The following is a 23,674-nucleotide window of genomic DNA, read 5'->3' as shown; positions in this document are numbered from 1 at the left end:
AAATGATTAATTCACACCCGGAATAGAGACATCCGGTAAAGTTTCACGGACTTCCCAGCCGCGTAATTTGCCGGGATTTAATAAATTATGCGGATCGCATGCCCGTTTCATTGCCACTACATCGGCGCGCACCGTGCCTTGCTTGCCATCTTCAATATGAATAACGTGCGGATTGTTTATTTTCACGCCGTTAGCGCGGTAAATATCCATGATGGCGTTAAGACGATCTTCGTCGCTATAGCGCACCAGCGGCAAACCGCTACAGGTGATACTGCCGTTCATGTCGCGCAGGAATTCAATATGCGACATCACTTCATCGGAGAGTTGCGCTTCCAGCGCTACAGCTTGCTGCTGATAGTTCTCCGCCTCATAGGCGGTTTGCAGGTAAGTGAGCGTTTTATCAATTTTCAGCGCCTGCAGCGTGGTGTGGTTCCAGCAATATTCGATCAGCGAATGGCCGCTGTTTTCCCCTTCAGCGAAATGGAGTGCATTGCGGCCAGCGTGTTGGGCTACCTGCGAAGATAGCAGTGCATCGCTTTCGCTGCCGACCACTGAAATCACGCCATGCTTACCCGCTACATCAGCAGCGGCCAGATCGGTGAAGTAATCCAGCACCGGAGCGGCAAATACGGCAATCTGGCGTTTTACCATGCCGGGCGAGCGTGCTAATGCATCGGCAAATGCCATCGCTGTTGGGAAATCGGCAAAGGTATCGAGGCGTTCTATCCAGTCATGGCAGGGCGCCAGCGCCAGTTCGATCTCAAGCACGATGCCGTTGCTGCCGTAGGCGTGATGCAGCAGCAGCGCGTCTGGCGCCTGTAACGTAATAATGCGCGGCGTCTCTTCCATGGTCATCATCCGCACTGACAACACGTTGCCCGGCGCGGCCAGCGGACCGTAATTGATTGAGCCTACGCCGCCAAAGCCACCGCCGAACAGGCCGCCAAGCGTGGCCAGTTTCCACGTGGAGGGCATGCAGCGCAGTTCCCAGCCGAGCGGACGTGTGTGTGCCTCAAGCTCGCCAAGACGGATCCCCGCCTGCGCGCGCACCGTGCCGTGCCCCATAGCGGTAACGGCGTTGAGGCGTGTCATATCGACCATGACGCCGCCGTTCAGCGGGATGAGTTGACCATAATTGCCGGTGCCGCCGCCGCGCAGATTGAGCGGAACACGCCCTTTGGCGCAGGCTGCGACGATATGCGTGAGTTCGCGTTCATCACGTGGGCGCACCGCCAGTTCAGCAAATTTCTCTTCCAGCTGGGGTTTCAGCACCGGGCTGAACCAGTGGAAATCACGCGACAGGCGCTTGACCTTCGGCGCTTCTTTGATCCAGTCAAGTTCAGGCAACGCCGCGACCAGCGCCGCCAGTGCAGACTGGCGATCGGAATCAGACATGTTTTATTCCTGTGTAAAAAGGTTTTCCGTAGGGTCGCCATTTATGGCGACCTGGTAAGAAGGTCGCCATAAATGGCGACCCTACGATGTTAACTGGGGCTCAGTTCACTCTCATGCCAAGCCGCCAGCACGCGGCGCGTCAGCCACGACATCAGGGCGAACAGCAGGAAGCCGGCCAGTGAAATCAGCAACAGCGCGGCAAACATCAGCGGGATATTCAGCTGATAACCGGCCTGGAGAATCTGGTATGCCAGGCCGGTATCGGTGCCGCCGGTGCCGGCAACGAACTCGGCTACCACCGCACCAATCAGCGACAAGCCGCTGGAGATGCGCAGCGCGCCGAAGAAGTACGGCAGCGCCGAAGGAATGCGTAAACGCAGCAGAATCTGCATCCGCGAGGCGTGATTGAGACGGAAATAGCTCAGCAATCCTGGCGATACGCTACGTAAACCTTGGGTGGTGTTGGAAATGATCGGGAACACCGCCATCAGCGTGGCGCACACCACCAGCGACAGCGTGGTGTCCTTCACCCAAATGATGATCAGCGGGGCGATGGCGACAATTGGCGTCACCTGTAAAAACACGATGTAAGGGAACAGCGCGGTTTCAATAAAGCGGTTCTGCACCAGCAAAAACGCCACAATCGAGCCGATCACAATCGCCAGGGCAAAAGAGATCACGGTGATTTTCAGGGTGTAAAGTAGCGACATAAACAGCGTGGAAAAGTTTTGCACCAGGCTTTGCGCCACCACCAGCGGTGACGGCACCAGAAATGCCGGCACCTTAAAGGTGGTGACCAGAAACTGCCACAGCAGCAGCATGGCGATGGCGACGATGGCCGGGAACAGCCACTGCTGAAATTGACGATGGGCCGCTAACGGTTTCATCATTGACTCTCCTGGCTGGCTGCCAACAGACCGCGCTGCAGCAGTTGGGCATAGTGAGTGAAGGTCTGGCTGACGCGGAATTCATCATCACGCGGCGAGGTGGCGTCAATGCGGATATCATCCACCACGCGCCCGGGACGCGCCGCCATCATGATCACCCGCTGCGACAGGAAAACGGCTTCCTGAATCGAGTGCGTGACAAATACCACCGTCAGCTTCTGCTCCTGCCACAAATCGAGCAGATCGCTATCCAGCTTGTTGCGCGTGATCTCGTCCAGCGCGCCAAATGGCTCATCCATCAACAACACTTTAGGCCGCGTTACCAGCCCCCGCGCAATGGATACGCGCATCTGCATACCGCCCGAAAGCTCGCGCGGCAGCACGTGACCAAACTGGCCGAGACCGACCAGTTCGAGAATCTCGCGTACGCGGGTATCTGCTTCAGCACGTGGTACGCCGGCCAAATCGAGCGGCAGACGCACATTTTTGTGCACGTTGCTCCACGGCATCAGCGTGGCTTCCTGAAACACGAACGACAGTGGTAGATCGCGCTGGTTCTCACGTCGATCGCGGCGAAACAGCATCAGCTTGCCATCCGTCGGTTCAATCAACCCGGCGATCATCTTCAATAGGGTGCTTTTGCCGCAGCCAGACGGACCCAGCAGCGAAACAAATTCGCCCTGACGAATGGTGAGATCAACCGGCAGCAGCGCGCGCGTGCCGTTGGGATAGATTTTCTCTGCCGACAGCACCTCAATCGCCGGTGCCGCCGCCGAACGCGGCACCGCCTGCGCATCCTGGTTGAGCAGCGTTAGATGACTGGCGCTATTCATGGCAGTACCTTAACGTCTTGGATGAATTTCAGCGTGTAGCTGCCGTCAAACGGCACTTTGGCGGGATCGATCAGCTTGGTATCGACCAGCAGTTGCCAGGTTTGTTTGAGACGCGCTTCGGTCATGATGCCGATGCCGCCGGTTTGCGCATCGCCGCCGGTCAGCATCTGGTATTTCTTCATCTGCGCGATGCCGAACGCAATCTGCTCATCGCTCATCTGTGGGTTCTCTTTTTTGATCAGCACGTTGCCGGCACTGGGATCGTGCAGATAGTTTTTCCAGCCCTGCATTGATGCTTTGACAAATGCCGCGACCGCGGCCGGACGTTTCTCAATGGTTGATTTCATGCACACGATGCTGTTGCCGTACGGCGGATAACCCCAATCGCTGATGGGATACACATTGGCCTGCGCGTTAGCTTTCTGCACCGCATAAGGTTCCGAGGTGATATAGCCTTGCTGCACCAGCGTTTTATCGGCAAGGAATGGCTGAATGCTGAAGGTGTAAGGCCGTACGCGAGCATTTTTCAGCTTCAGCGCGCTCTGCGCCCAGGGCCAGTACGAGGTGTAGGCTTCGGCGGCCAGCAGGAAGGTTTTACCCTGCAAATCGGCTTGGTTTTTCACATCCGGATGGGTAAGAAAGGCAATCGCCGAGTGTTGGAAGGTGGTCGCCACCGGCATCGCTTCCACGCCTTGCTGCCAGATTTCCAGCGCCTGCATGTTATCGCTGATGATGCAGTCCGCCTGGCCTGCGGCCATCAACTGCATGGTGTGCACCTGCGGGCCGCCCATTTTGATGGTGACGTCGAGACCCGCATCACGATACAGATTCTGCGCCTGCGCCTGATAGAAGCCGCCGTGTTCGGCCTGCGCGTACCAGTTGGTCATAAAGGTGAATTTTTCAGCCGCCATGCCCGGGGCCGAGAGGGCCAGCGCAAGTGCGGCAACAATGCTCAATGTTTTTTTCATCAATAGTCCCTAGCGCGGTTGTAAAAAGGCGGCTGCGTCGTTGTGATCTAATACTTTGCCTTGCCACTGGCCGGTGCCCCACGCCGGTTCGGCGCGTGTCACCCACGTCATCTGATGCACTTCGGTAATGACCTGCGCCCAGCTTTCCGCCAGCGACTCGAGGATCGCCGCACCCTGCTCAGGCGTGGAGGGCAAGGGATCGCCAATCACGCCGCTCGGGCCGAAATCATAGGAAGCCCAGGCCGCCATTGGTTTGTTGGTTGAAAGCGTCGGACAGGGGAATGCCGGCGGATAGTTGGCTACCGCTTTATCCATCTGCACGGTATCCGGTGCCAGCGCCAGCATCAGCGCGGTTTCAGCGTGACCGGCGTGCATCGCCATTTGCCGCTCTTTGTCGTCCATAAAGCTTTCAGCGCAGTTCGGCACTTTGAAAGTGTCTTGCATGATGATGATCATGTCGCCGTGGCGCAGGCGCAGCTCGCGTGCCGCCATCTGTAGCGGCTGCGGCTGGCCACCGTGACCATTGACCATCAGAAATTTGCGGAAACCGGCGCGATAAAGCGATTCGCCAATCTCCAGAATGGTGTGCAGCAGGGTTTCGCCGGTCAGCGTCAGCGTACCGGGAAAATGCAGATGCTCATCTGATTTGCCGTAGGTAATCGGCGGGATGGCGTAAGCCGGAATGTCAGCGGGTAAACGCGCCAATGCATGACCGACCACCCCCGATGAGATCACGCTATCCACCGCGCACGGCAGATGCGGACCATGCTGCTCAATCGCGCCGGTCGGCAACACGATAACGGTATTGGCTTTATCGTCCAGCGTGGCGATGTCAGTCCAGCTCAGATACGGCAAAAAGCGGTTTGCCGGAATATAACCATGCAACATTTGAACTCCTCGTGTTATTGCGGCAACCACGCCGTGGCTTCAACTTCGATTAAAACGTCCGCACTCGGCAGCATTTCACTCACCTGCACCACAGTAGAAACCGGCGGCGCATCGGGGAAAAATTGCTTCCGTACCCGGCTGTAGTGGGGGAAGTGATCGAGATTGCGGAAATATTGCACCAGCTTGAAGACATCGCTCATCTGACCGCCCGCGCTTTCGATGGTGGCGCGAATGCTTTCCAGCACGTACCAGCTCTGCGCCAGAATCGGCCCCTCTTTGATGTCGGTAGAGAATTCACCCGTACGGCCCAGCAGGCGCTGCGCTGCTTGCGGAATGTCGTCGTAACCGCGCACGATAGTGGCAGTTTGCGGATTCACCGGAATAATGCCGGAGAGGAAAATAAAGTCGCCCGCGCGTCGCCACGCAGCATATTTCGCCAGCGGTTTTCCCGCTCCTTCATCAAGCGCCATTTGTTGTTTCTCCATAACGCACACCGTTTTTTAGCCGATAGCGCTGGCGTTGACGTAACGGCCAGCTCGCCACATCGGCATCAGGAAATATCACCACGTCGTTGCCCTGTAGCGCGCGGCGCTGGCAAATCAGCGCCGAAGCTTCATCAAACGCCGCGCCCAGTTGCAGGCTGAGCAAGCCGCTAAACAGCGTATCGAGCGGGTCATAACTACCGAACGGGCAGAACGCATCTTGTACGTTGTCGGCACCGAGCAGCAGCGGAATGCCTAACGCCTGTGCCTCTTTCACCAACGTCAAACCGCGCTGACGTGGCGTGCGGCCTGGCACCGCGTCCTGTAACAGCAGGTTGGTGAGCGGCAGCGCAATCAGCCTGACCTTGTGTTGTGCCAGCACCGCAAGAATCTGCTCTGCGTCATCCTGCTGTGAAAGCGCACAGCTGTGGCTACAGGTGATCTGCCCGCTAAACGGATGCTGCTGCAAATAGTGCGCCAGCCAGCGTAATCCCTGCGCTTGCGGGTTAAGTTCTTCATCAATATGCAGATCGACATCCAGCTGCCACCGCTCTGCAGCATCCAGCAGATGCTGAAACGCCTGCGCATCCCAGTTGCTGCTGTGAATAAAGCCGCCCAACAGCGCGCCTGGACCGCTGGTCGCCACCTGTGCGGCAATGTGCTGCGCATCGCTGGCATCGGTGAAGAAGGGCAACGGAGCCAATGCTACGCGTTCGATGCTGCACAGCGGATGGTGCAGATCGCCCATCACTTGCCACGCTAATGGTGCATCAACCGAGAACCAGTCAATGTGCGTGCGCAGCAAACCGACGCCGGCTTCTGCCGCCCAGAGCAGCGCCTGCGTGGCGCGCTGCTGCAAATCTTCGACGTTCCAGTGCACGCGATCCTGATGCATCGCCGCAATCGCCGCCAGCAGCCCTGGCTGTTGCGCCGGGCTCCGTTCGATGGTGAAGGTTTTATCCAGATGCGCATGCGGCTCGACAAAGGCCGGTAACACCAGCGCACCGTGGAGCGCCAGATAACCCGCAGGTTGTGATGCGTTGGTCGGTTCAAATTGCAGGCCTGAGGCGTGGAAATGCAAGGTCGCCAGCTGCGGTTGGTTGTTTACTAACGGCCAGTTTTCCGGCAATAACCAGCGCGGCAAACGTGCGCCTGTTGCACCTAAAAAGCGGCTCATAAATCTAGCACCAGCAGAGGAGAATGGGCGCGTGAACAGCACAGCACGATGCAATCATTGGCGGCACGTTCGTGCTGGCTCAGCACATCATCGCGGTGATCGGGTTCGCCCGCTAATACGCCGGTGATGCAGGCGCCGCACATGCCTTGTTCGCAGGAGAGTTCGATCGCAATGCCCGCGTCCTCGAGCACCTCGGCGATGCTTTGATCGGCGCTAACGGCGAAGCGCGCACCGGAAGAGGCAATTTCGATTTCAAAAGCGCTATCAGCAACAAGCCGCGGTGCGTCGCTGGGCCTGAAGCGCTCGCTGTGCAGCTGGTCGAGTTTCCAGCCCTGTTGCTGCGCCAGCTGCTGTAGATGATCCATAAAACCTGCGGGACCGCAGTAGATCAATGCGCTGTTATGCGGCTGTTTGAGATCGTCCGGGATGCGCTGACGCAGGCTGTCGCTTTCGCTGCTGTAGTGAATGACCGCGTGCGGACCCAACGTTGCCAGACGTTCACAAAAGGCCAGTTCATCGGCGCGTTTCAGATAGAGATGCAACGTGAAATCCGCCTGGCGCGCGGCTAATGCTTCGGCCATAACCAGCAGCGGCGTTAAACCTATACCGGCCGCAAACAGCAGCGTGCGCGGCGCCTGCGGCAGCGGAAAATGGTTGCGCGGAGAAGAGATCTGCAAGCCATCGCCCGCTGCCAGCTGCTGATGCAGCCAGCGCGATCCGCCGGTTGAGCGCGCATCCAATCGCACGCAGATTTGGTAATGATTGGCTGCCGTGGAGCAGAGCGAATACTGGCGTTTACCGCAGCCGGGAATCTCCACATCAATATGTGCGCCGGGCGCGAAAGGCGGCAGCGGCTGGCCGTCTTCACTCGCCAATGTGAGTAATACATTGCCTGCACCGTTGGACTGCTTTGCGATGACGGTGACAGCCAGGGAATCTGTCTGCTTCATAGTTTGTCTGCCTGAACAGGGATGTCATCAGCCGCAAAGCCGCGCAAACCCTTGTTTTTATCATGGCAGCGATTATTATTTTGCCATGTGTAAGCGTCCATCTGTTTAATTCGCATGATGCGTTGCAAAAAAGAGAGCACCCGCTATGTTCGCCTTCTCCCGATTTCTGCTCTATTTCACGGAAGTAGCCCGCCAGGGTTCACTGCGCAAGGCTTCTGAGGTATTGCACGTCTCCGCTTCGTCAATTGATCGACAGATACTCCGCGTGGAAGAACAGCTGGATATGCCGCTGTTTGAACGTCATCCATCAGGATTACGTATGACCGCAGCGGGCGAAATTTTGCTGAATGCCGCGAAAAACTGGCAGCGTGAGTTTGGTCGCGTCTGCACTCAGCTGGACGATCTGCGCGGACTACGCCATGGGCATGTGCATATCGCCACGATTGACGCCATCAACCGCGGCTTCTTTTCCTCGATCTTGCAACGGATCCGAGGAGAATATCCCGGCATCTCGTTTACGTTGACCACCATGAGCAATATCCATATCGCCAATGCGTTAACCTCTGGCGATGCGGATTTCGGCATCATGCTCAATCCACAAAGCTCGCGCGAGCTGCTGGTGAAATCCTTTGCGGATTTACGCCTGGGGATTGTGGTGAGTAGCCAGCATCCGCTGGCGAATCGGGAGTCGATCCGCTTTAGCCACTGCGAATCCTGGCCGTTTATCGTACCCGCAGCCCCGCTGATGCTGGCCGATCCGCTGGAGGCGCTGATAAACAGTTCAGGGATTAAAATTCAGGAAGTGGCGCGCACCAACAACATTCATATGCTGCGTTCGCTGGTACGCGATGACGTGGGAATTAGCCTGATGTGCTGGCTGGATATCGTGGATGAATATCGACGCGGTGAACTGAAGTTTATTCCGCTGATTGATAGCGTGCTGAAGCCATTTACGCTGTCGCTGTGCGTGGCGCCACAGCGGCAACTTTCGATTGCCGCTTCGATGATGCTGCGCGAACTGGAGTCATTTTTTGCGTTGATGCAGAGTGAGGAGTTGCTGGTTTAACCCGCATATCGCGCGGTTTGTGGCCAGGTACGCATCAATGCGTCATTGAATCCTATGCGGTTTGCATCCAGGTGCGCATCAATGCGCACCCTACATGGTGGGGAGCCATTTATGGCGACCGGCCCCAGCGGGTGCGCAAATAATTCACCGCATCCTGGGTTTGCGGTTGATTAAGGTAATTCTCGCGGAACAAAATCGTACCGTTAATTTGCTGCACCGACTCATTGAGATCGAGCTGTTTTTTCAGCTCAGGCACACCGCCATTTACCGTCCAGTCTGGCTCGCTTTTCGAGGCCTCGCCGATTTTATACAGCGCCACGCCAATATATAGGCGCGTGTGCGTCGGTTTCACCACGTCCGCCCACCAGTGTGCCAATACGTCATAGCGGGCAGCCTGGCGCGCAAACGGCCAGTAAAGCTGCGGTGCAATGTAATCAAGCAGGCCCATTTGTACCCAGCGGCGCGTGTCGGCATAGGCTTCGTCATACGCTGCAGCACCACGCGTGTCGGAACCGGCGGCATCATGTGACACATTGCGCCACACGCCCGCCGGGCTGACGCCAAATTCAACATTCGGCTTGAGCTGCTTAATGGTGCGCGATACCTGCTCAATCAGCAGTAACGTATTATTGCGGCGCCAGTCGGCCTTTGAGGCAAACCCCTGACCATATTGACGGAAGGTGGCGTTATCGTTGAGGGTGGAACCCGGCGTTTCGGTATAGAAATAGTCATCGAACTGCACGCCATCGATAGCGTAGTGCGATACCACTTCCGCAACGATGCTGGTGATCCAGTCGCGGGCTTCAGGAATGCCGGGATCGAGCACAAAGCGGTCGCTGGCGGTGCGGATCCAATCACGATGCAGCACAAATACGCTGGCGGGCTGCAGCGCTAAGGTATTATTCAGTGCGTTAACAGTAGAGGGTTTGACGTTGGTCGAGACGCGATAGGGATTGAACCACGCGTGCACCTTCATGCCTCGTTTATGCGCCTCATCCAGCATGAATTTCAGCGGATCGTAGCCGGGATCTTCGCCAATTTTGCCGGTCAGCATATCTGACCACGGTAGAATGCGCGATCGCCACAGCGCGGTACCATCCGGTTTCACCTGAAAGAAAACGGTATTGATGCCGAGGCTTTTCAGCTTATCCAGTTTGCTGGTTAGCGCTTGCTGCTGCTGGCTGATGCGGATGGCTGGACTGGCATTAACTGAATTCATCGGCGGCCAGTCGAGGCGTGAAACCGTCGTCAGCCACACGCCGCGCACCGGCTCGTTATGCTGCAATGGTTGGCTCGGCATCGGGGGTTTGGGCACCGACGGCAAAGGGGTGACCAGTGATTTCGGCGGCGGCGATGAGCAGCTGGCGAGGAGCAGGGCAACGGTAATGGCCGCTAGCGCGGTGGATTTCCTGACGCGAAGAAAACGATGTGAACAGGCTATGATAAACTCCCTTTCTTACAACTTTCTGTTCGAAGAGCCTCATTCTCTTATCATGCGAACTAAAGTCAATATAATCGCACCATCACAAATACTGGTCGCCATGAATGGCGACCCTACATTCGAACGCTGCATTTACATAGCATCGTCATTGATTGCGACCGCCAAGCATACTTATTGAGGAACCCAAAACCTATGCAATACGAAGACCTTTATCGCCGTATCGGCCAGATCATCTTTAGCTGTGGCCCCGAAGGTGCGCGGGAATTGATCGTCCAGGCCGAATTATTTGCGGACGATGATGGCGGGCAATTCCAGTTCGATTACCTCGATGAAAACGGTGAGCCGGATTGGTTTGAACCGGATGCGCGCGCGATTGGCGATCTCTCCGAGGCGCTGAAGGAATTTCAGCAGTACTTCGTCGATAACAAGATGACCAATGGTTTGCCGGTATGGAGAAAGTGCGTGGTAAACCTTAACGTGCCGGAAGAGGCGATCAGTATCGACGTGCAGTACGATTAAGTTCCGCGGCATCCTTGCCCGGAATCAACCCGTTAGGAACGTAATGCGACCATTTTTTCGCTTTTACGCGCCACACGTTTGCGTTGCACTATGCGGCTGGCGGCGACCACTGCCAGCGTTAACAGGCCAGTGGCGATTATCTCTGGGCGATGCTGTTGATTAAACAGCATGGCAACCAACACGCCGACGATGAACACCATGGTCGCCCACGTCAAACCTGGGAACAGCCACATGCGATAGCTGAGCGTTTCGCCGCGCGCTTCGCGCTTTTTACGCAGTACCAGATGTGAAGCGGCGATCACCAGATACACCAGCAGCGCAATGGCCCCCGAGCTGGCCAGCAAAAATTCAAACACCGCGCTTGGTGCCAGATAATTGGCGATGACGGCGAGGAAGGCGGCTGCCGTAGAGAACAGCACGGCAACCCATGGCGTACCGCTGCGGGTGGTGTGTGACACCATGGCCGGTGCATCCTGACGGCGTGACAGCGAGTAGATCATGCGCGATGCGGTATACAGCGCCGAGTTAAGACAGCTACACACCGCGATCAATACCACCACATCCACGATCTGTTTGGCGTACGGCACGTTCATCATCTGCATTGCCGTCTGGTAAGAACCGGCTTTCATGAGTGACGGCGTATTCCACGGCACCAGCGCGACAACAATAAAAATCGACAGTAAATAGAACAACGCGATACGCCAGATCACTGAATTGGTGGCTTGGGTGATCTGCTTCTTCGGTTCGCGTGACTCCGCAGCGGCAATAGTGACGATTTCTGTCCCCATAAACGAGAACATGGTAGTGAGAATGGCTGCCAGTACCGCGCTAATACCTTTGGGCATAAAGCCTTGCGTATCGTACAGATGTGAGATGCCTTGCGTGCTGCTACCGGGCATCAAACCAAATACCGCCAGGCTTCCTGCGCACAAGAACGCGACAATCGCCACCACTTTCAGCAGAGCAAACCAGAATTCGAATTCACCATAGTTTTTCACGCTAAACAGGTTGCTGATGGTCAGGAACGAGGTGATCGCCAGTGTGTATTCCCATACCGCAACCTGTGGAAACCACGAATGCAGAATGGTGCCCGCCGCGTTGGCTTCCAGCGGAATCACCAGCACCCAAAACCACCAGTAAAGCCAGCCGATAGTGAACCCGGCCCAGCGACCGAGTGACTTGTCGGCATAGGTTGAGAAGGAGCCCGAATCAGGGGACGCCACGGCCATTTCCGCCAGCATACGCATAATCAGCACCACCAGCGCGCCCGCCGCTATATAGGCCAGCAGCACCGCAGGACCGGCTTCGGCAATGGCATGACCTGAACCGACAAACAGTCCGGCACCGATGACGCCACCAATTGACAACATGCGGACGTGACGCGGTTTCAGGCCTTGAGCCAGTACATCGGCATTCTGTGAACTCATCTATATTTCTCCAAAGCGTCTCTCAGGCAGCACGCAGCACTGCCGGGTTACAACAGGTGAGAAGCCCAGCCCGCAGTGCGAGCTGGGAAGAGCGGCGAAAGCCTAAGAATCGTAATGTTGACTCAGCACGCTGCCGAGGATGTCCAGCGCCTGGCTGAACTGCGCATCAGGGATGGTGAGCGGATAGAGGAAACGAATGACATTGCCCTGTGGACCACATGTCAGCAGCAGCAGGCCTTGTGCCATCGCCTGTTGCTGAAGGGTCTGTGCCGTTTGTGCTGAGGCAAATTCCACTGCCACCATAGAGCCCAGGCCACGGATATCAACGATGGAAGAACAGCTGCTGCGCGCGCCGTGCAAGAAATCAATCAACTGGGCGCCGAGTTGTTCTGAACGTTCGCACAGTTTCTCGTCGGCAATCACGTCAAGTACCGCGTGGGCTGCAGCAATCGCCAGCGGATTACCGGCGTAGGTGCCGCCTAAGCCACCCGGTCCCGGCGCATCCATAATCTCGGCACGGCCGCTGACTGCCGAAAGCGGCATCCCGCCCGCGAGGCTTTTCGCCATGGTGATGAGATCCGGTTTTACGGCGTAGTGATCCATGGCAAACAGCTTGCCAGTGCGAGCAAAGCCGCTTTGCACTTCATCCGCAATCAGCAGGATGCCGTGTTCATCCGCCAATGTGCGCAAGCGGTTGAAGAACGCCGGCGGCGCGACGTGGAATCCGCCTTCACCCTGAATGGGCTCCAGCACGATGGCGGCAACATCCTGCGGCGCGATGTCCTGAGTAAAAATGTCCTGCAGGCTAGCTAACGCATCCTCCACGCTGATGCCGGTTACGCTGTTGGGATAGCGTGCGTGCCATACCGAAGCCGGCATTGGGCCAAAGTCGCGTTTGTATGGCGCCACTTTGCCGGTCATTGCCATGGTCATAAAGGTGCGACCATGGAAGGCGTTACCAAAGGTGATGATGCCGTGACGACGCGTGGCCGCTCGCGCCACTTTCACCGCGTTTTCGACCGCTTCTGCGCCAGTCGAGAAAAAGGCGGTTTTCGCTTTGCCAGCAATTGGCACCACGCGGTTTAGGCGTTCGGCCAACGCGACATAACTCTCATAGGGCGTGACCTGAAACGCGGTATGGGTAAATTTCTCTAACTGATCGGCAATCGCCTGCACGATGCGTGGATGGCGATGACCGGTATTCAATACCGCAATGCCGCCGGCGAAATCGATCCAGCTATTGCCCTCACTGTCGCGCAGCGTGGCGTTTTCTGCGTGCTCAACATACCACTGACAAAGATTGCCGGTGCCGCGTGGCAGGGCATCATCTTTGCGTTGCTGCAACCGGCTGTTTTTACCTTCCATAACATTTCCTTAGCGATATGCGTCTTTACAAATCATCAACAAACACGCTTATTTATCCCTGCGCTGAGGTATCATGCCAGAGCCACTTTTACAGAAAAGGAGGGAGCCAATTGCGGAGTTTGTACGCAGATCATGTATTGGAGCGCATGCAGTTTATGCAGGAGGGGACGCTGCAGCAGCGTTTGCTGAGCTGTATGCAACTGGCTATCGCCGAGGGCATTTTCCCGCGGGCTACGCGTTTGCCCGCCACGCGGGATTTAGCGCGCGAGCTGTCGGTGTCGCGTAATACCGTGCTTAACGTCTATGAAAATCTGATGGCGCAAGGTTATGTCACGGCGCGCACGGGCAGCGGCACCTGGATTGCGGAAAACTTGCCGGAAGGATCGCTGCATACGCCGCGCAACGCTGCCGTAATCGACTCAATGACGGCAAAACCGGCGGCGCTCTCAAAACGCGGGGCTTCGCTGCTGGGTCACGCCAATGCCTCACCTTATCAGTGGGGCGCGTTCGTGCCCGGAGCGCCGGATGTTACGCAGTTCCCGCATAAATTATTCAGCCAGATCCAGGCGCGGTTAAACCGCGAGCCGGATGTCGAACGGCTCATTTACAGCAGCCAGGGCGGCTGCATGCATCTGCGTGAGGCATTGGCGGAATACCTCAGCGTTGCGCGATCGGTGCATGCCAAGGCCGATCAAATCATCATTACCGAAGGTATTCATCAGGCGGTGGATTTGGTCTCACGCGTACTGTGCGATCCTGGCGATCAGGTTTGGATCGAAGAGCCGGGTTACTGGGGCACGCGCAATTTGCTGCGCATCAATGGGCTGAAAATACATGCCGTTGCCGTGGACGAGCAGGGACTAATCCCCGATTTACCGGCGCGCAGCCGTGCCCCAAAGATGATTTTTGTGACACCGTCACATCAATACCCGCTTGGCGTGCATCTGAGCCTTGAGCGCCGTAAGCAACTGCTGGACCTGGCGCGTAAGCATAAGACCTGGCTGGTGGAGGATGATTACGACAGTGAGTTCCGTTTTTCGGGCCAGCCATTTCCGTCGCTGCAGGGGTTCGAGCCAGATGCACCCGTGATTTATATGGGCACCTTTAGCAAAACGCTCTATCCCGCGCTGCGGCTCGGCTATCTGGTGGTGCCGAAAGCGTTAGCGCAGCCGCTGCGGGTAGCGGCGGCAGAGCTCTATCGTGGCGGTCATCTGCTGGTACAGCGCGCGCTGGCAGAATTTATTCAGAAAGGCCATTACATGGCGCACATCCGCCGTATGCGTAAGCTTTACAGCCAGCGCCGACGCTTTATGGTCAGCCTGATTGAACGCTATCTCGGCGCGGCCTTTTTACCGCTGGTGAATCACGAAGCAGGTTTACATCTGGTGATGAACTTACCGATGGGATGCGACGATGTCGCCGTCGCCGCGCTGGCACTGCGGCGCGGCGTAAAGGTACGTCCGCTGTCGCAATATTACATGCATCCGCAGGAGCGACGCGGCCTACTGCTGGGTTTTGCCTGTGTCGATGAGCGGCAGTGCCAGGATGCATTTGGTACGTTGAAAGGGTGCCTGGCGGAGATGGGAATTATTTGATGGAGTGGTCGTCATGAATGACGACCCTACAGCGCATATTACCTTCGTAGGGGCGTCATTCATGACGACCCGGTGTGCAAAGCGATGGTTAGGCGATGCTGTCCAAACGACTGACGATTTCAGGCGTGAGTTTCACGTCAGCACTCGCCAGGTTCTGCTTCAGGTGCGCTGGCGATGAGGTACCTGGAATCAGCAGAATGTTCGGTGAACGCTGCAGCAGCCAGGCCAGCGCCACCTGTAACGGCGTGGCGTTCAGCTCGTTCGCTACGTCGGTTAGCCGATCGGACTGCAGCGGAGAAAAACCACCCAGTGGGAAGAAAGGCACGTACGGAATGCCCTGCGCCGCCAGCTGATCGAGCAGCGCCTCGTCCTGACGATTGGCCAGATTGTAGAGGTTCTGCACGCAGGCAATCGGCGTCATTGCCTGTGCATCGGCCACCTGTTTGGCGGTGACATTGCTTAAGCCGATATGACGAATCAGGCCGCGCTCTTTCAGTTTGATCATCGCCTCAACCTGCGGCTCCAGTGAACCTTCTTTTGGACCATGCACGTCCAACATCGAACGCAGATTCACCACTTCAATCACATCGAGTCCAAGATGACGCAGGTTATCTTCAACCGCCTGTGTCAGCGCCTCCGGGGTGAACGCCGGCAGCCAACCGCCTTTCTCATCACGACGCGCGCCCACTTTGGTGACGATAACCAGATCGTCCGCGTAGGGATGCAACGCTTTTTTAATCAGCTGGTTGGTAATATGCGGGCCATAAAAATCACTGGTATCAATATGGTTAACCCTCGCGCTGATAGCCTCACGCAGTACCTGCAAAGCCCGCGCTTCGTCTTTGGGCGGGCCAAAGACGCCAGGTCCTGCCAACTGCATGGCGCCGTAACCAAGGCGCGCTACCTGGCGATCGCCAAGGGGATAAGTTAATGCTGGATGAGACATGGGAAGCTCCTTTGTAAGTGTGTAGAGTGATTGTAATCGCCCCAGCGCTGTGCAACTATCCGTGCAAATCGGGACACAGTGTACGAGGTAGCGAACAATGGCAGTAGATATCGCACTGCTGCACGCGGTAGTCGCGGTGGCAAAAGCCGGGGGCTTTCGCGAGGCGGCGCGCATGACGGGGAGTAATCCGTCACGCCTGAGTGATGCAGTACGGCGGGCAGAAGAGCAGCTTGGCGTGCGCTTGTTTAATCGCACCACGCGCACCGTGGCGTTAACTGAAGCTGGCAGGGCGCTGATGTCGCGCTTACTGCCTGCGATGAACGAAGTGGATGCGGCACTGGATGCGCTAAATACCTTCCGTGATACTCCGGGCGGCACGTTGCGTTTGAATGTCCCGGTCAGCGCCGCGCGCATTGTGCTACCCGCGATTGTGCCGGGCTTTCTCCAGCGCTACCCGGATATCCAGCTGGAAGTGGTGGCGGAGAGCAATGTTCAGGATGTGTTCCGCGACAGCTGTGATGCTGGCGTGCGTTATGACGATCATCTGGAACAGGATATGGTGGCGCTGCCGATTGGCCCTCGCACCCAGCGCTTTGCGTTAGCGGCGGCCCCCGCTTATCTGGCCCAGTTCGGCACGCCGCAGCATCCGCGGGATCTCATGCAGCATCGGTGTTTATACGGACGCTATGCGACCGGCGTGGTAGCCGAATGGGAATTTACGCGCGGTGAAGAAACCGTGCGCCTGCAGCCAAAAGGCCCGCTGATTTGCAGTATCGGCGCGGCCATGGATCTCACGGTTCAGGCCGCAATTGCCGGTTCCGGCGTGGTGTATCTGTTCGAGGATTGGCTGAAACCGGCGCTTGACAGCGGTAGTCTGCAACCGATTCTGCCCGAATGGTGGCAAAGCTTCACCGGCCTGTGGCTGTATTACAACGATCGCCGTTTAATCCCGGCGCCGCTGCAGGCCTTTCTGGATTATGTGCGTGAGCTTAATGCCGCGTGACTGGCTGATAAATTAACGCAACCTAATAAATAAAGCGGATTTTCATCCGCTTATTCACATTAAAACTCGCGCTTAGAGTTGTAGTGTGCCTCTTCAGCAGGCACACCTTTAGCCACCGTATCGCGCAAATCATTCTTCGTTACGTTAAACATTTCAGGCGCATCTTTCATCAATGCCTGTTTATGCGCCTGTAACTGCTGTTGTAACCCAACAAAGGTGCTGCCCATTTGTTCCATCATGGATTTGCATGCGCCATTACTCTGCATAGCAACCGCAGCGGAAGAATCCATACCGGATAAACTCATTGATGCGCATGACTGCGTAAAATTTTCCTGAAGAGAACGGTGTACGCTATCGGCGGTTGAATTGCCGCTTTGCGCTGCTGCAAGAATATCTTCTTTATTAATCATGAATAACTCCTTGTCATTGCTGGGATTAAGGACATTTAAAATTGCGCAACGCGCGGGACCATAATGGGAAGTTTTGTTGCGCTGAGCGGATAGTAAACGCGAAGCTTCCTGGCATACCGTTCAGCATCATCAACAGCTCTCGCGTATCACTACTCATGTTGCTGACCGTCGCGCGATCATAAAGTCGGAATAGGGCCCAAGGACCTTCGAACATCGCGGTCTGCAAGCTGCCGTCATTGGCTTTGAAAGTGAGGCGAATATAGGTGCCACCTTTTGGGCCTGGCCATTCCACCCGCTCCGGTTGACTTTGACCGTGGCTATAACGGATAACCTGTCCATCAATATCCAGTACGGCTTCAGAGATGTTGCTGCTGAGCGTCATTGGCGTGAGGAAAAAGGTTAACGCCATATTTCCGCTGCTGTTAAGCCAGCTTTCACGAATTTTCGCCGCACTTTCAAAAGATCGGACGGTACCTGCAGAAATTAAGCTCGGATCCTTAGCGCGCCAGGGTCGCTGGTTAACATCAACCAGCGATGCGAGGTTTTGGTCGAAAAAGCGCTGTAAGCTGCCATCTTTTGCAAACAGGCGAGAGAAATCGTTAATGCCAATTTCGTTTTTGGCCGTGGTGGAAAACGGATAACGATTGGCGATGATATTTTTACATTCACCGGTGGTCAGTGACGCCGTATTGCTTGAGAGTTTTTGCCGAATCTGCGCCAGGGTCTGGCTTTGGCCGCGTTCAATCAGATCCATCATGACGCTCCTGACCGGATCGGGATAACGCGCGGCATCAATGCGGGCGCGCTTTAAGCCATCATCCGGCGACTGGGCATTACTCTCGCTGCTATTAAGACGAACCGATGCCGCCGCCAGCAGATTATAAAGCTCGTTAAAAGTGCGCTGGAGGCTGTCATTGCCAACATTGCTTTTCGCTAACTCAAGTCCCAGCCGCCGCATTGGCTGAAAACGATCCTCAACGGCCTGTTCTGGCGTGAGTTTAAAGCGTGAACGATCGCCGGAGATCTCATCGACAATGTCCCGCTTTTGCTTCTGCAAGCTGTAACGCTGTCGGTCAAACCAACTGGTTGCACCGGCATCATCGCGTCCGGTAAGGCTGGTTTCACGGGTAATGAAGCGGATTAAATTGGCTAACGATGAAGAGGGGTCCGCTAACTGGCGCGCGAGTGATGCCGCATCATCAATGCTTTGCACCGGTCTGGCGCGGATATCTTTAATAAAGTCGGCCCAGTGATTGGCATATTCCAGCAGATAGAGTTTGCGCGTTTCATCCATCAGACGTTGGGTTGCGGTGACCATTTCAAGGTTCGAGGCGCTGTCCTTGTCCGCCATCACCCAGGATTCCTCCTCGAGTACCGCTTTGGACATGTTTTCTACTTCCGGCAACACCACATCGCGATAGCTGGATCGGGTGTAGAACCCGGGTACCGCAACATCGTTAACCGTGGCGTCGCTTTTACGTCTCAGTGTTAGCATGACGTCACTGCCTGCCGCATTCGCCAGCGTTACATCTGGCATCGCCAGCGCATGTGAACTCTCCCTCAAACGGTTAATCACCCGCATCTGCTGCGGGATTTCCGCCGCTCTCACACGCGCCAGCCGCACCAGATTTACATCAGGTTTCAGCGCCGGCGTTACCGCTAATGAGAACAACGCCTTCAGATGATAACCAAACAAGGTTTTATTATTGCTGGCGTATCCCGGTGGCGCGAACCGATCCCAGCGCGCCATAAACCAATTATTTAAGGCAACCGGATCGCGATGTGCCGGATCAACCAGCATCATATAAACTTTTAGCGTGCCGTAGACATCATCTTTATGGGTATTGGCGTCCTGCTGGAGCGCATCGACAATATAGGCTTGCACCGCCGGCCAGAAGATTTTGAGCAAATGACGATGCCAGGTAGCGGTCGCGGCATCGTTGAGCGCCAGATGTTCGACATAAGGATTCAGGGGCAGGGTATCGACGCTTTCCAGCTGGGCGTTCATATAGCCAAGCTGCTCATAGGCGGCGATCAGATTTTCACCCGGACGCTGCGTCGCCGGGACCTCGCGCACTAAGCGGCGGGTTTCATCGAAGGTGGCATTCACGTAGCCGATATAATCCTTCTCCCATTGGTAATAACGCAACAGCCCCCAACCTACACCACTCAGAAAAAGTAGTACCAATACAGAGCCGACCCATCGCCGAATCGCTACGGCAGCGGAACGCTGGCCCCCCGAGGTGAGAATATGGCGCTCGGTAATGGCATGGTCGAATCCCGATTGCCACAGTTCCGTGGTGGGATGTGTAGTGGATGATGATCCCCATGATGTTGCGACGTTGAGCGGATCCAGCGCTATCTGGCGAGCGCTGCCCAACCAGATGTGGCGTAGCTGAACTTCGTAGCCTACCGGCGAGGAGGGAAAGATCTGATTGATCAAGCTGAACAGCGGCCTGCTCAGCGTGCCAAGGCTCTCTATGAGTTGCAGAAGCTGGTGTCGCTCGGTTTCTGAATTCACGTCGTGGATCAGTTCCAGTACGTACTGGCTAATGCGCACCAGTAGTGCTGCAAATGCCTGCTCGGCATGTTTTTGGCCCGCCTCAATACTGAATCCAATACCCTGCCTGCGTAAATTGTCGCTCATCATGGCGAGCAAAGAGGCACCTCCGGGCAGTTGATCGAGGTGTGAAAGCATCAGATAAACCGGAAGATCGCAGCGCGCATCATTGGCGCAGCCGAGCAGGCGAGCACGCAGGGTGTCCGCCAGCGCTTTATGCTCGGATAAGGAAGCCTGGAGCAGCCAGTGCGCATCCAGACAGAGGAAGATGCCATCGATCGGCGGAAACCCGCGCTTGCGTCGCAGCAGGCGAAGTAATGAGGTGCGGGCTTTATCGGCTCTGACGCTGTCTTCACTCTGTGCCCAGCTGCCGGGGGTATCTATCCAGATGGCGTCCCGTGTCAACCACCAGTTGCACTCTTGCGTTGGCCCGGTGCCGTTTGTTGCATGTAATCCATACTGTTCTGCCAACAGGAACGTTTGTTGGCTTTCACTCAGCAGTGAAGTCTTACCGCTGTCCTGCGGCCCCATGACCAAAAACCACGGGCGATCGCGCAGCCAGGGCTGATAAAGCCGATAACACATGCGCCGCCAGTATGTCCGCTGTTCACTTAATCCGACGTAGCGCAGGGTTGATACTGCATCATAGAAGCGGTGATTGCTCACCGCAGAAACGGGCGCCCGGCGGGCAAACGGCGTGAAGAGTTTGCCAGACATCCAGCTGAAGCAGCGCGCGATCCACGGCCACACGGCCCAGAACAGCAGCAGGCCGACTAAGATGGCGCGAGGCCACTGGCTTGCAAGGGGAAACCAACGACCAATCGCAATCAGCGGACCAATCCACCAGATCACTGCGCTGACCACAAGAGCAAATATAAGTATAAAAAGATGACGAAACATGAACTGTCCTTAGTTACGGATTCCTGGCTGCCGCGCGAACGTCCTCAACGGCCTGCTGTGTCGCTTCATCCTGGCGCTGGCCAATCTTCCACAAAATATCAACGCGTCGGTTGCGCTTACGTCCTGCTTCCGTGGTGTTTTCCGCTAGCGGATCGGTATCACCTTTGCCCGTGGCATCAATGTTGCGTTGGTATTTACTGTTGGTTTGCATGACAGAACGGAGCTTGTTGGCCACCGTATCCGCGCGCTCTTTTGACAAGATCAAGTTGGACTGCGTCGGATTTTTGCGGAACGGTTCGCTATCGGTATGGCCAATCACTTCCAGATCGCCCGGCCATGGCGCGAGAGCCGCTCCCAGGCGCTCGATGTTGCGCTTATTCACGAAGTCGGGCAGCAAGGTTGCTTTTCCGGTTGCGAACGCACCATCTGAAGTAAAAATTAACAGCCAGCCCTGAGGATCTTTTCTCACTTCAAGCCAGCCCTCCTGCAGAATTTCTGGCAGCGGCTGCGGCAAGGTCGACATGATGTTAATCCGCCGCGGTTCTGGTGGCGTCCAGGCAAGGATTGCATTACGTAATGTGCGAGCATCGTCATGCAGTCGCCAGCTGGCGTAAGCGTAAATAGCGCTCAGCGCCAGTACACCGAACATCAGCAGGCGCAGGGGAGTAATCACGCGCTTTTTCGGCACCACGCGGTGGGACTGTGCATCCGCTAGCGTTTGGGTTGGATGGTTTAAGTAGAGCAGTACGTCCAGCTGGTGGCGCAGATCGGCCAACAGCAGCGGACCCCGCTCAATCATGGCGTATTTACCATAAAAGCCCAGCGACAAAATCAGGTCATAGAATTGCAGAACATCCTGATGCGTCTGCGGAGATTGCCAGTACTGATTGAGGTGATCGAAACATTTCTCGCCGCCCCATGCATCCTGGTAATACTCCACCAGCAGCGAGAGCGGCGCGCTGGTGTTATTGCGGTTTAGCGTTTCATCAATCCAGGTGAAGAGGAGGTAAGTAAGATGATTAATGATCTCACTGGTATAGCCTTGCTGGAGTAAAACCTGTTGAAAATATTGGGCTTCACGTACCCACTGCGCGCGTTGAATGTCATCGTGACGTTGTCCGCTTTTTTTATACTGCTCGACCATCAGAATGAGCGGAAAGGCAGCTTTAATCAGCGGATTTGCCCATTCGCTGTAAGTTTGCCCAGGACGCGATAAGGTGTTGCGCGCGGCTAGCAGCGTACTCTCCGTTTGAAACGGCGAGGTGATATCGGCGTTGGCGCTCCCCTGGGAGGGCTCTGCAGCAAGCGCGTGCGTTGGCGTATGGGCATGCGCATTGCCGCTGCTTTCGGTTTTTTTCAGACCCGCCATCGTGGCACCCACCAGCGAAGTGGTAGCCAGCAGGGAAGCCTGGTGCGACAGATTTAGCGCGTTGTTCTGCTGACGCGCGTCATCGTTTTCACGCTGCAGGTTAAGCGCCTCACGTATTTTGCGTTCGAAGTCGTTCATGCGATCCTCCCTTGTCGCAGCCCCCAGACGTCAAATCTCAACCCCGGGAAGTCGCCGACAATACTGACGGCCATCGCCGAGGCGTTGTACATCTCACGACAAAGCGAGTCATTGTTATCAACTTCGAAGTAAACGCTGTTGGGATACCAGGGGATGTGACGCGGGGCGGAAACCATAGGCAGCAAACGAGCGCCCGGTAGCTGCAGATCGATGAGATGACTGATTCTTTCCACTGCGCCCATTTTAGTCTGCGCCGGAAACGCCAGTCGCAGCTGGTCGGCTGGTAGATCGCAGCTGATGGCAAATACAATTTTCTCCAGCCTGAGCTGCGCGTCAGTAGGGCAAATCCAGATGCCATCTTCGCGTTGTTTGAACAGCAGCGCGACCGCAGGAGCTTCGATAACCAACGAGAGCGCGCGGCGGATGGCGGTAAACAGCGGGAAAAACCCCATGTGCGGCTCATCATGCTGATATTGCAAATCCTGCCGTTCCCATAATCGTTCCCCATCTGGAATGATGCTGAGCTGACCAAGCAGAGTAAGTAGCTGCTGATAAAGTTGCTCAGGATGGACCGGATATTGTTGGCTAAGATGCGCTAAATGCAGATGCGCGTGACTGAGCGTTTGCAGCAGCAGCAGCTCAAGCAGCTCGGAAAGTCCACCGACGGCCGAGTGAACATCATTTCGGAACACACTCTCCAGCCGTAAGCGAATCAAGCTCATCAATTCGTTAAGGGCATCTTTAAGCCAGCCACAGGCGCGATAGTCCAACAAAGGCGGTAGCATCGTGCTGTCGATAACCAGCGCACCGTTGGCACTACGTTCACGGATTGTCAGCAACGGCAGCGCAGTTTCAGCGCCGGTAACGCTATTTTTGAGCTGCAGGCGACAGTTAAGACGTGCAATTTGCAGCGTGACCATGTCCGGATTCCCGGGCGAGGAAATACCCGCATAGCGATTCTTGATTTGTGCATCTTCCAATGCCAGTCGGCTGCCCTGGCGTGCGTTTGCCACGCTGGCAAGTTCGGTATCCGGAAGATCGAGGGTGAGCGTGAGGCAAACTTGCTGGCCCTCCATCGCCTCCTCTAATGCTAAGGGCAGCGGCAGTGGGCCATCGCCAGGCAAGCTGAAGGGCGTTCCATCGGGAAAAATACCTTTCGCCTGAGTGAGGGCGATCTTGCCTTGATCCAATAAAGCATGATTGATTTCAATCTGGCTGAAGCCCCAATTCCAGCGCTGAACGGCTCTGAGACGACCATCAATATGGTGTTCAAAAAAACGCTCCTGCTGCTGAAAATGCTGTGGTTCCATCAGCATGCCTTCAATCCATGCGGTACGACTGGTAGGAAACATGAG

At 56.0% G+C, this 23,674-nt stretch carries 20 protein-coding genes; 4 read left to right on the top strand and 16 right to left on the bottom strand.

Annotation, left to right across the window (positions count from 1 at the left end; translation table 11 throughout):
• Positions 1-6: 6 nt before the first annotated feature.
• The 8 genes from ACIP6T_RS14015 to ACIP6T_RS13980 form a co-directional block, all read right to left on the bottom strand.
• Complete coding sequence (locus tag ACIP6T_RS14015) at positions 7-1,395, bottom strand: FAD-binding oxidoreductase (RefSeq protein ID WP_400457840.1); 1,389 nt, start codon at positions 1,393-1,395, stop codon at positions 7-9.
• Between the two features lie 89 nt (positions 1,396-1,484).
• The gene (locus ACIP6T_RS14010) at positions 1,485-2,285 is read right to left on the bottom strand and encodes an ABC transporter permease (RefSeq protein WP_400457838.1); all 801 of its coding nucleotides are present in this window, start codon (positions 2,283-2,285) and stop codon (positions 1,485-1,487) included.
• Positions 2,282-3,115: an ABC transporter ATP-binding protein gene (locus tag ACIP6T_RS14005; RefSeq protein WP_097097824.1), complete on the bottom strand. Its 834-nt coding sequence runs from the start codon at positions 3,113-3,115 to the stop codon at positions 2,282-2,284. The genes ACIP6T_RS14010 and ACIP6T_RS14005 overlap by 4 nt, the downstream gene beginning before the upstream one ends.
• Positions 3,112-4,083: an ABC transporter substrate-binding protein gene (locus ACIP6T_RS14000; protein ID WP_400457836.1), complete on the bottom strand. Its 972-nt coding sequence runs from the start codon at positions 4,081-4,083 to the stop codon at positions 3,112-3,114. Before ACIP6T_RS14000 ends, ACIP6T_RS14005 begins: the two co-directional genes overlap by 4 nt.
• A gap of 9 nt (positions 4,084-4,092) precedes the next feature.
• On the bottom strand, positions 4,093-4,971 hold the full coding sequence (locus ACIP6T_RS13995) for a creatininase family protein (RefSeq protein ID WP_345830004.1): 879 nt from the start codon (positions 4,969-4,971) through the stop codon (positions 4,093-4,095).
• A gap of 14 nt (positions 4,972-4,985) precedes the next feature.
• Positions 4,986-5,441, bottom strand: coding sequence for a RidA family protein (locus tag ACIP6T_RS13990; RefSeq protein WP_097097827.1), 456 nt, complete (start codon positions 5,439-5,441; stop codon positions 4,986-4,988).
• Entirely contained in the window at positions 5,431-6,630 is a 1,200-nt protein-coding gene (locus ACIP6T_RS13985) for an amidohydrolase family protein (protein WP_400457834.1), read from the bottom strand. Before ACIP6T_RS13985 ends, ACIP6T_RS13990 begins: the two co-directional genes overlap by 11 nt.
• A complete protein-coding gene (locus tag ACIP6T_RS13980) occupies positions 6,627-7,580 on the bottom strand; it encodes a PDR/VanB family oxidoreductase (protein ID WP_400457832.1) in 954 nt (317 codons plus the stop codon). Before ACIP6T_RS13980 ends, ACIP6T_RS13985 begins: the two co-directional genes overlap by 4 nt.
• Positions 7,581-7,725: 145 nt before the next feature.
• Here ACIP6T_RS13980 and ACIP6T_RS13975 point away from each other — a divergent pair, with 145 nt between their 5' ends.
• On the top strand, positions 7,726-8,646 hold the full coding sequence (locus ACIP6T_RS13975) for a LysR family transcriptional regulator (protein ID WP_400457830.1): 921 nt from the start codon (positions 7,726-7,728) through the stop codon (positions 8,644-8,646).
• A 109-nt stretch (positions 8,647-8,755) separates the two neighbouring features.
• Here the strand turns inward: ACIP6T_RS13975 and ACIP6T_RS13970 are convergent, their stop codons facing one another.
• The gene (locus tag ACIP6T_RS13970) at positions 8,756-9,946 is read right to left on the bottom strand and encodes a glycoside hydrolase family 10 protein (protein WP_400457827.1); all 1,191 of its coding nucleotides are present in this window, start codon (positions 9,944-9,946) and stop codon (positions 8,756-8,758) included.
• A 333-nt stretch (positions 9,947-10,279) separates the two neighbouring features.
• Here ACIP6T_RS13970 and ACIP6T_RS13965 point away from each other — a divergent pair, with 333 nt between their 5' ends.
• Positions 10,280-10,606, top strand: a complete 327-nt coding sequence (locus ACIP6T_RS13965) for a hypothetical protein (RefSeq protein WP_097097832.1) — start codon at positions 10,280-10,282, stop codon at positions 10,604-10,606.
• 32 nt (positions 10,607-10,638) lie between these two features.
• On the opposite strand, the gene gabP is transcribed toward ACIP6T_RS13965, so the two are convergent.
• Both gabP and gabT read right to left on the bottom strand, forming a co-directional pair.
• Positions 10,639-12,033 carry a GABA permease gene (gene gabP, locus ACIP6T_RS13960; RefSeq protein WP_400457825.1) on the bottom strand — a complete coding sequence of 465 codons (1,395 nt, stop codon included), beginning with the start codon at positions 12,031-12,033 and terminating at the stop codon, positions 10,639-10,641.
• Positions 12,034-12,135: 102 nt separating this feature from the next.
• Positions 12,136-13,398 carry a 4-aminobutyrate--2-oxoglutarate transaminase gene (gabT, locus tag ACIP6T_RS13955; protein WP_400457823.1) on the bottom strand — a complete coding sequence of 421 codons (1,263 nt, stop codon included), beginning with the start codon at positions 13,396-13,398 and terminating at the stop codon, positions 12,136-12,138.
• A gap of 110 nt (positions 13,399-13,508) precedes the next feature.
• Here gabT and ACIP6T_RS13950 point away from each other — a divergent pair, with 110 nt between their 5' ends.
• A complete protein-coding gene (locus ACIP6T_RS13950; protein ID WP_400457821.1) occupies positions 13,509-14,993 on the top strand; it encodes a PLP-dependent aminotransferase family protein in 1,485 nt (494 codons plus the stop codon).
• 88 nt (positions 14,994-15,081) lie between these two features.
• On the opposite strand, the gene ACIP6T_RS13945 is transcribed toward ACIP6T_RS13950, so the two are convergent.
• Positions 15,082-15,939 carry an aldo/keto reductase family oxidoreductase gene (locus ACIP6T_RS13945; protein WP_400457819.1) on the bottom strand — a complete coding sequence of 286 codons (858 nt, stop codon included), beginning with the start codon at positions 15,937-15,939 and terminating at the stop codon, positions 15,082-15,084.
• 97 nt (positions 15,940-16,036) lie between these two features.
• Here ACIP6T_RS13945 and ACIP6T_RS13940 point away from each other — a divergent pair, with 97 nt between their 5' ends.
• Positions 16,037-16,942, top strand: coding sequence for a LysR substrate-binding domain-containing protein (locus ACIP6T_RS13940; protein WP_400457817.1), 906 nt, complete (start codon positions 16,037-16,039; stop codon positions 16,940-16,942).
• A gap of 59 nt (positions 16,943-17,001) precedes the next feature.
• On the opposite strand, the gene ACIP6T_RS13935 is transcribed toward ACIP6T_RS13940, so the two are convergent.
• From ACIP6T_RS13935 to tssK, 4 genes are read right to left on the bottom strand one after another with little or no spacing between them, the layout of a single operon-like run.
• A complete protein-coding gene (locus ACIP6T_RS13935) occupies positions 17,002-17,352 on the bottom strand; it encodes a DUF6277 family protein (protein ID WP_097097837.1) in 351 nt (116 codons plus the stop codon).
• Between the two features lie 25 nt (positions 17,353-17,377).
• Positions 17,378-20,812, bottom strand: a complete 3,435-nt coding sequence (gene tssM / locus ACIP6T_RS13930; protein WP_400457815.1) for a type VI secretion system membrane subunit TssM — start codon at positions 20,810-20,812, stop codon at positions 17,378-17,380.
• Between the two features lie 13 nt (positions 20,813-20,825).
• Positions 20,826-22,319 carry a type IVB secretion system protein IcmH/DotU gene (gene icmH / locus ACIP6T_RS13925; protein WP_400457813.1) on the bottom strand — a complete coding sequence of 498 codons (1,494 nt, stop codon included), beginning with the start codon at positions 22,317-22,319 and terminating at the stop codon, positions 20,826-20,828.
• Positions 22,316-23,671, bottom strand: a complete 1,356-nt coding sequence (tssK, locus tag ACIP6T_RS13920) for a type VI secretion system baseplate subunit TssK (protein ID WP_400457812.1) — start codon at positions 23,669-23,671, stop codon at positions 22,316-22,318. Before tssK ends, icmH begins: the two co-directional genes overlap by 4 nt.
• Positions 23,672-23,674: the final 3 nt, after the last annotated feature.

The organism is Pantoea sp. NPDC088449 (assembly GCF_044753225.1).
GTDB classification, from domain to species: Bacteria; Pseudomonadota; Gammaproteobacteria; order Enterobacterales; family Enterobacteriaceae; genus Pantoea; species Pantoea floridensis.
The sequence above is the reverse complement of the archived record's forward strand: the minus strand, read 5'-3'. Positions and strand labels throughout refer to the sequence as shown.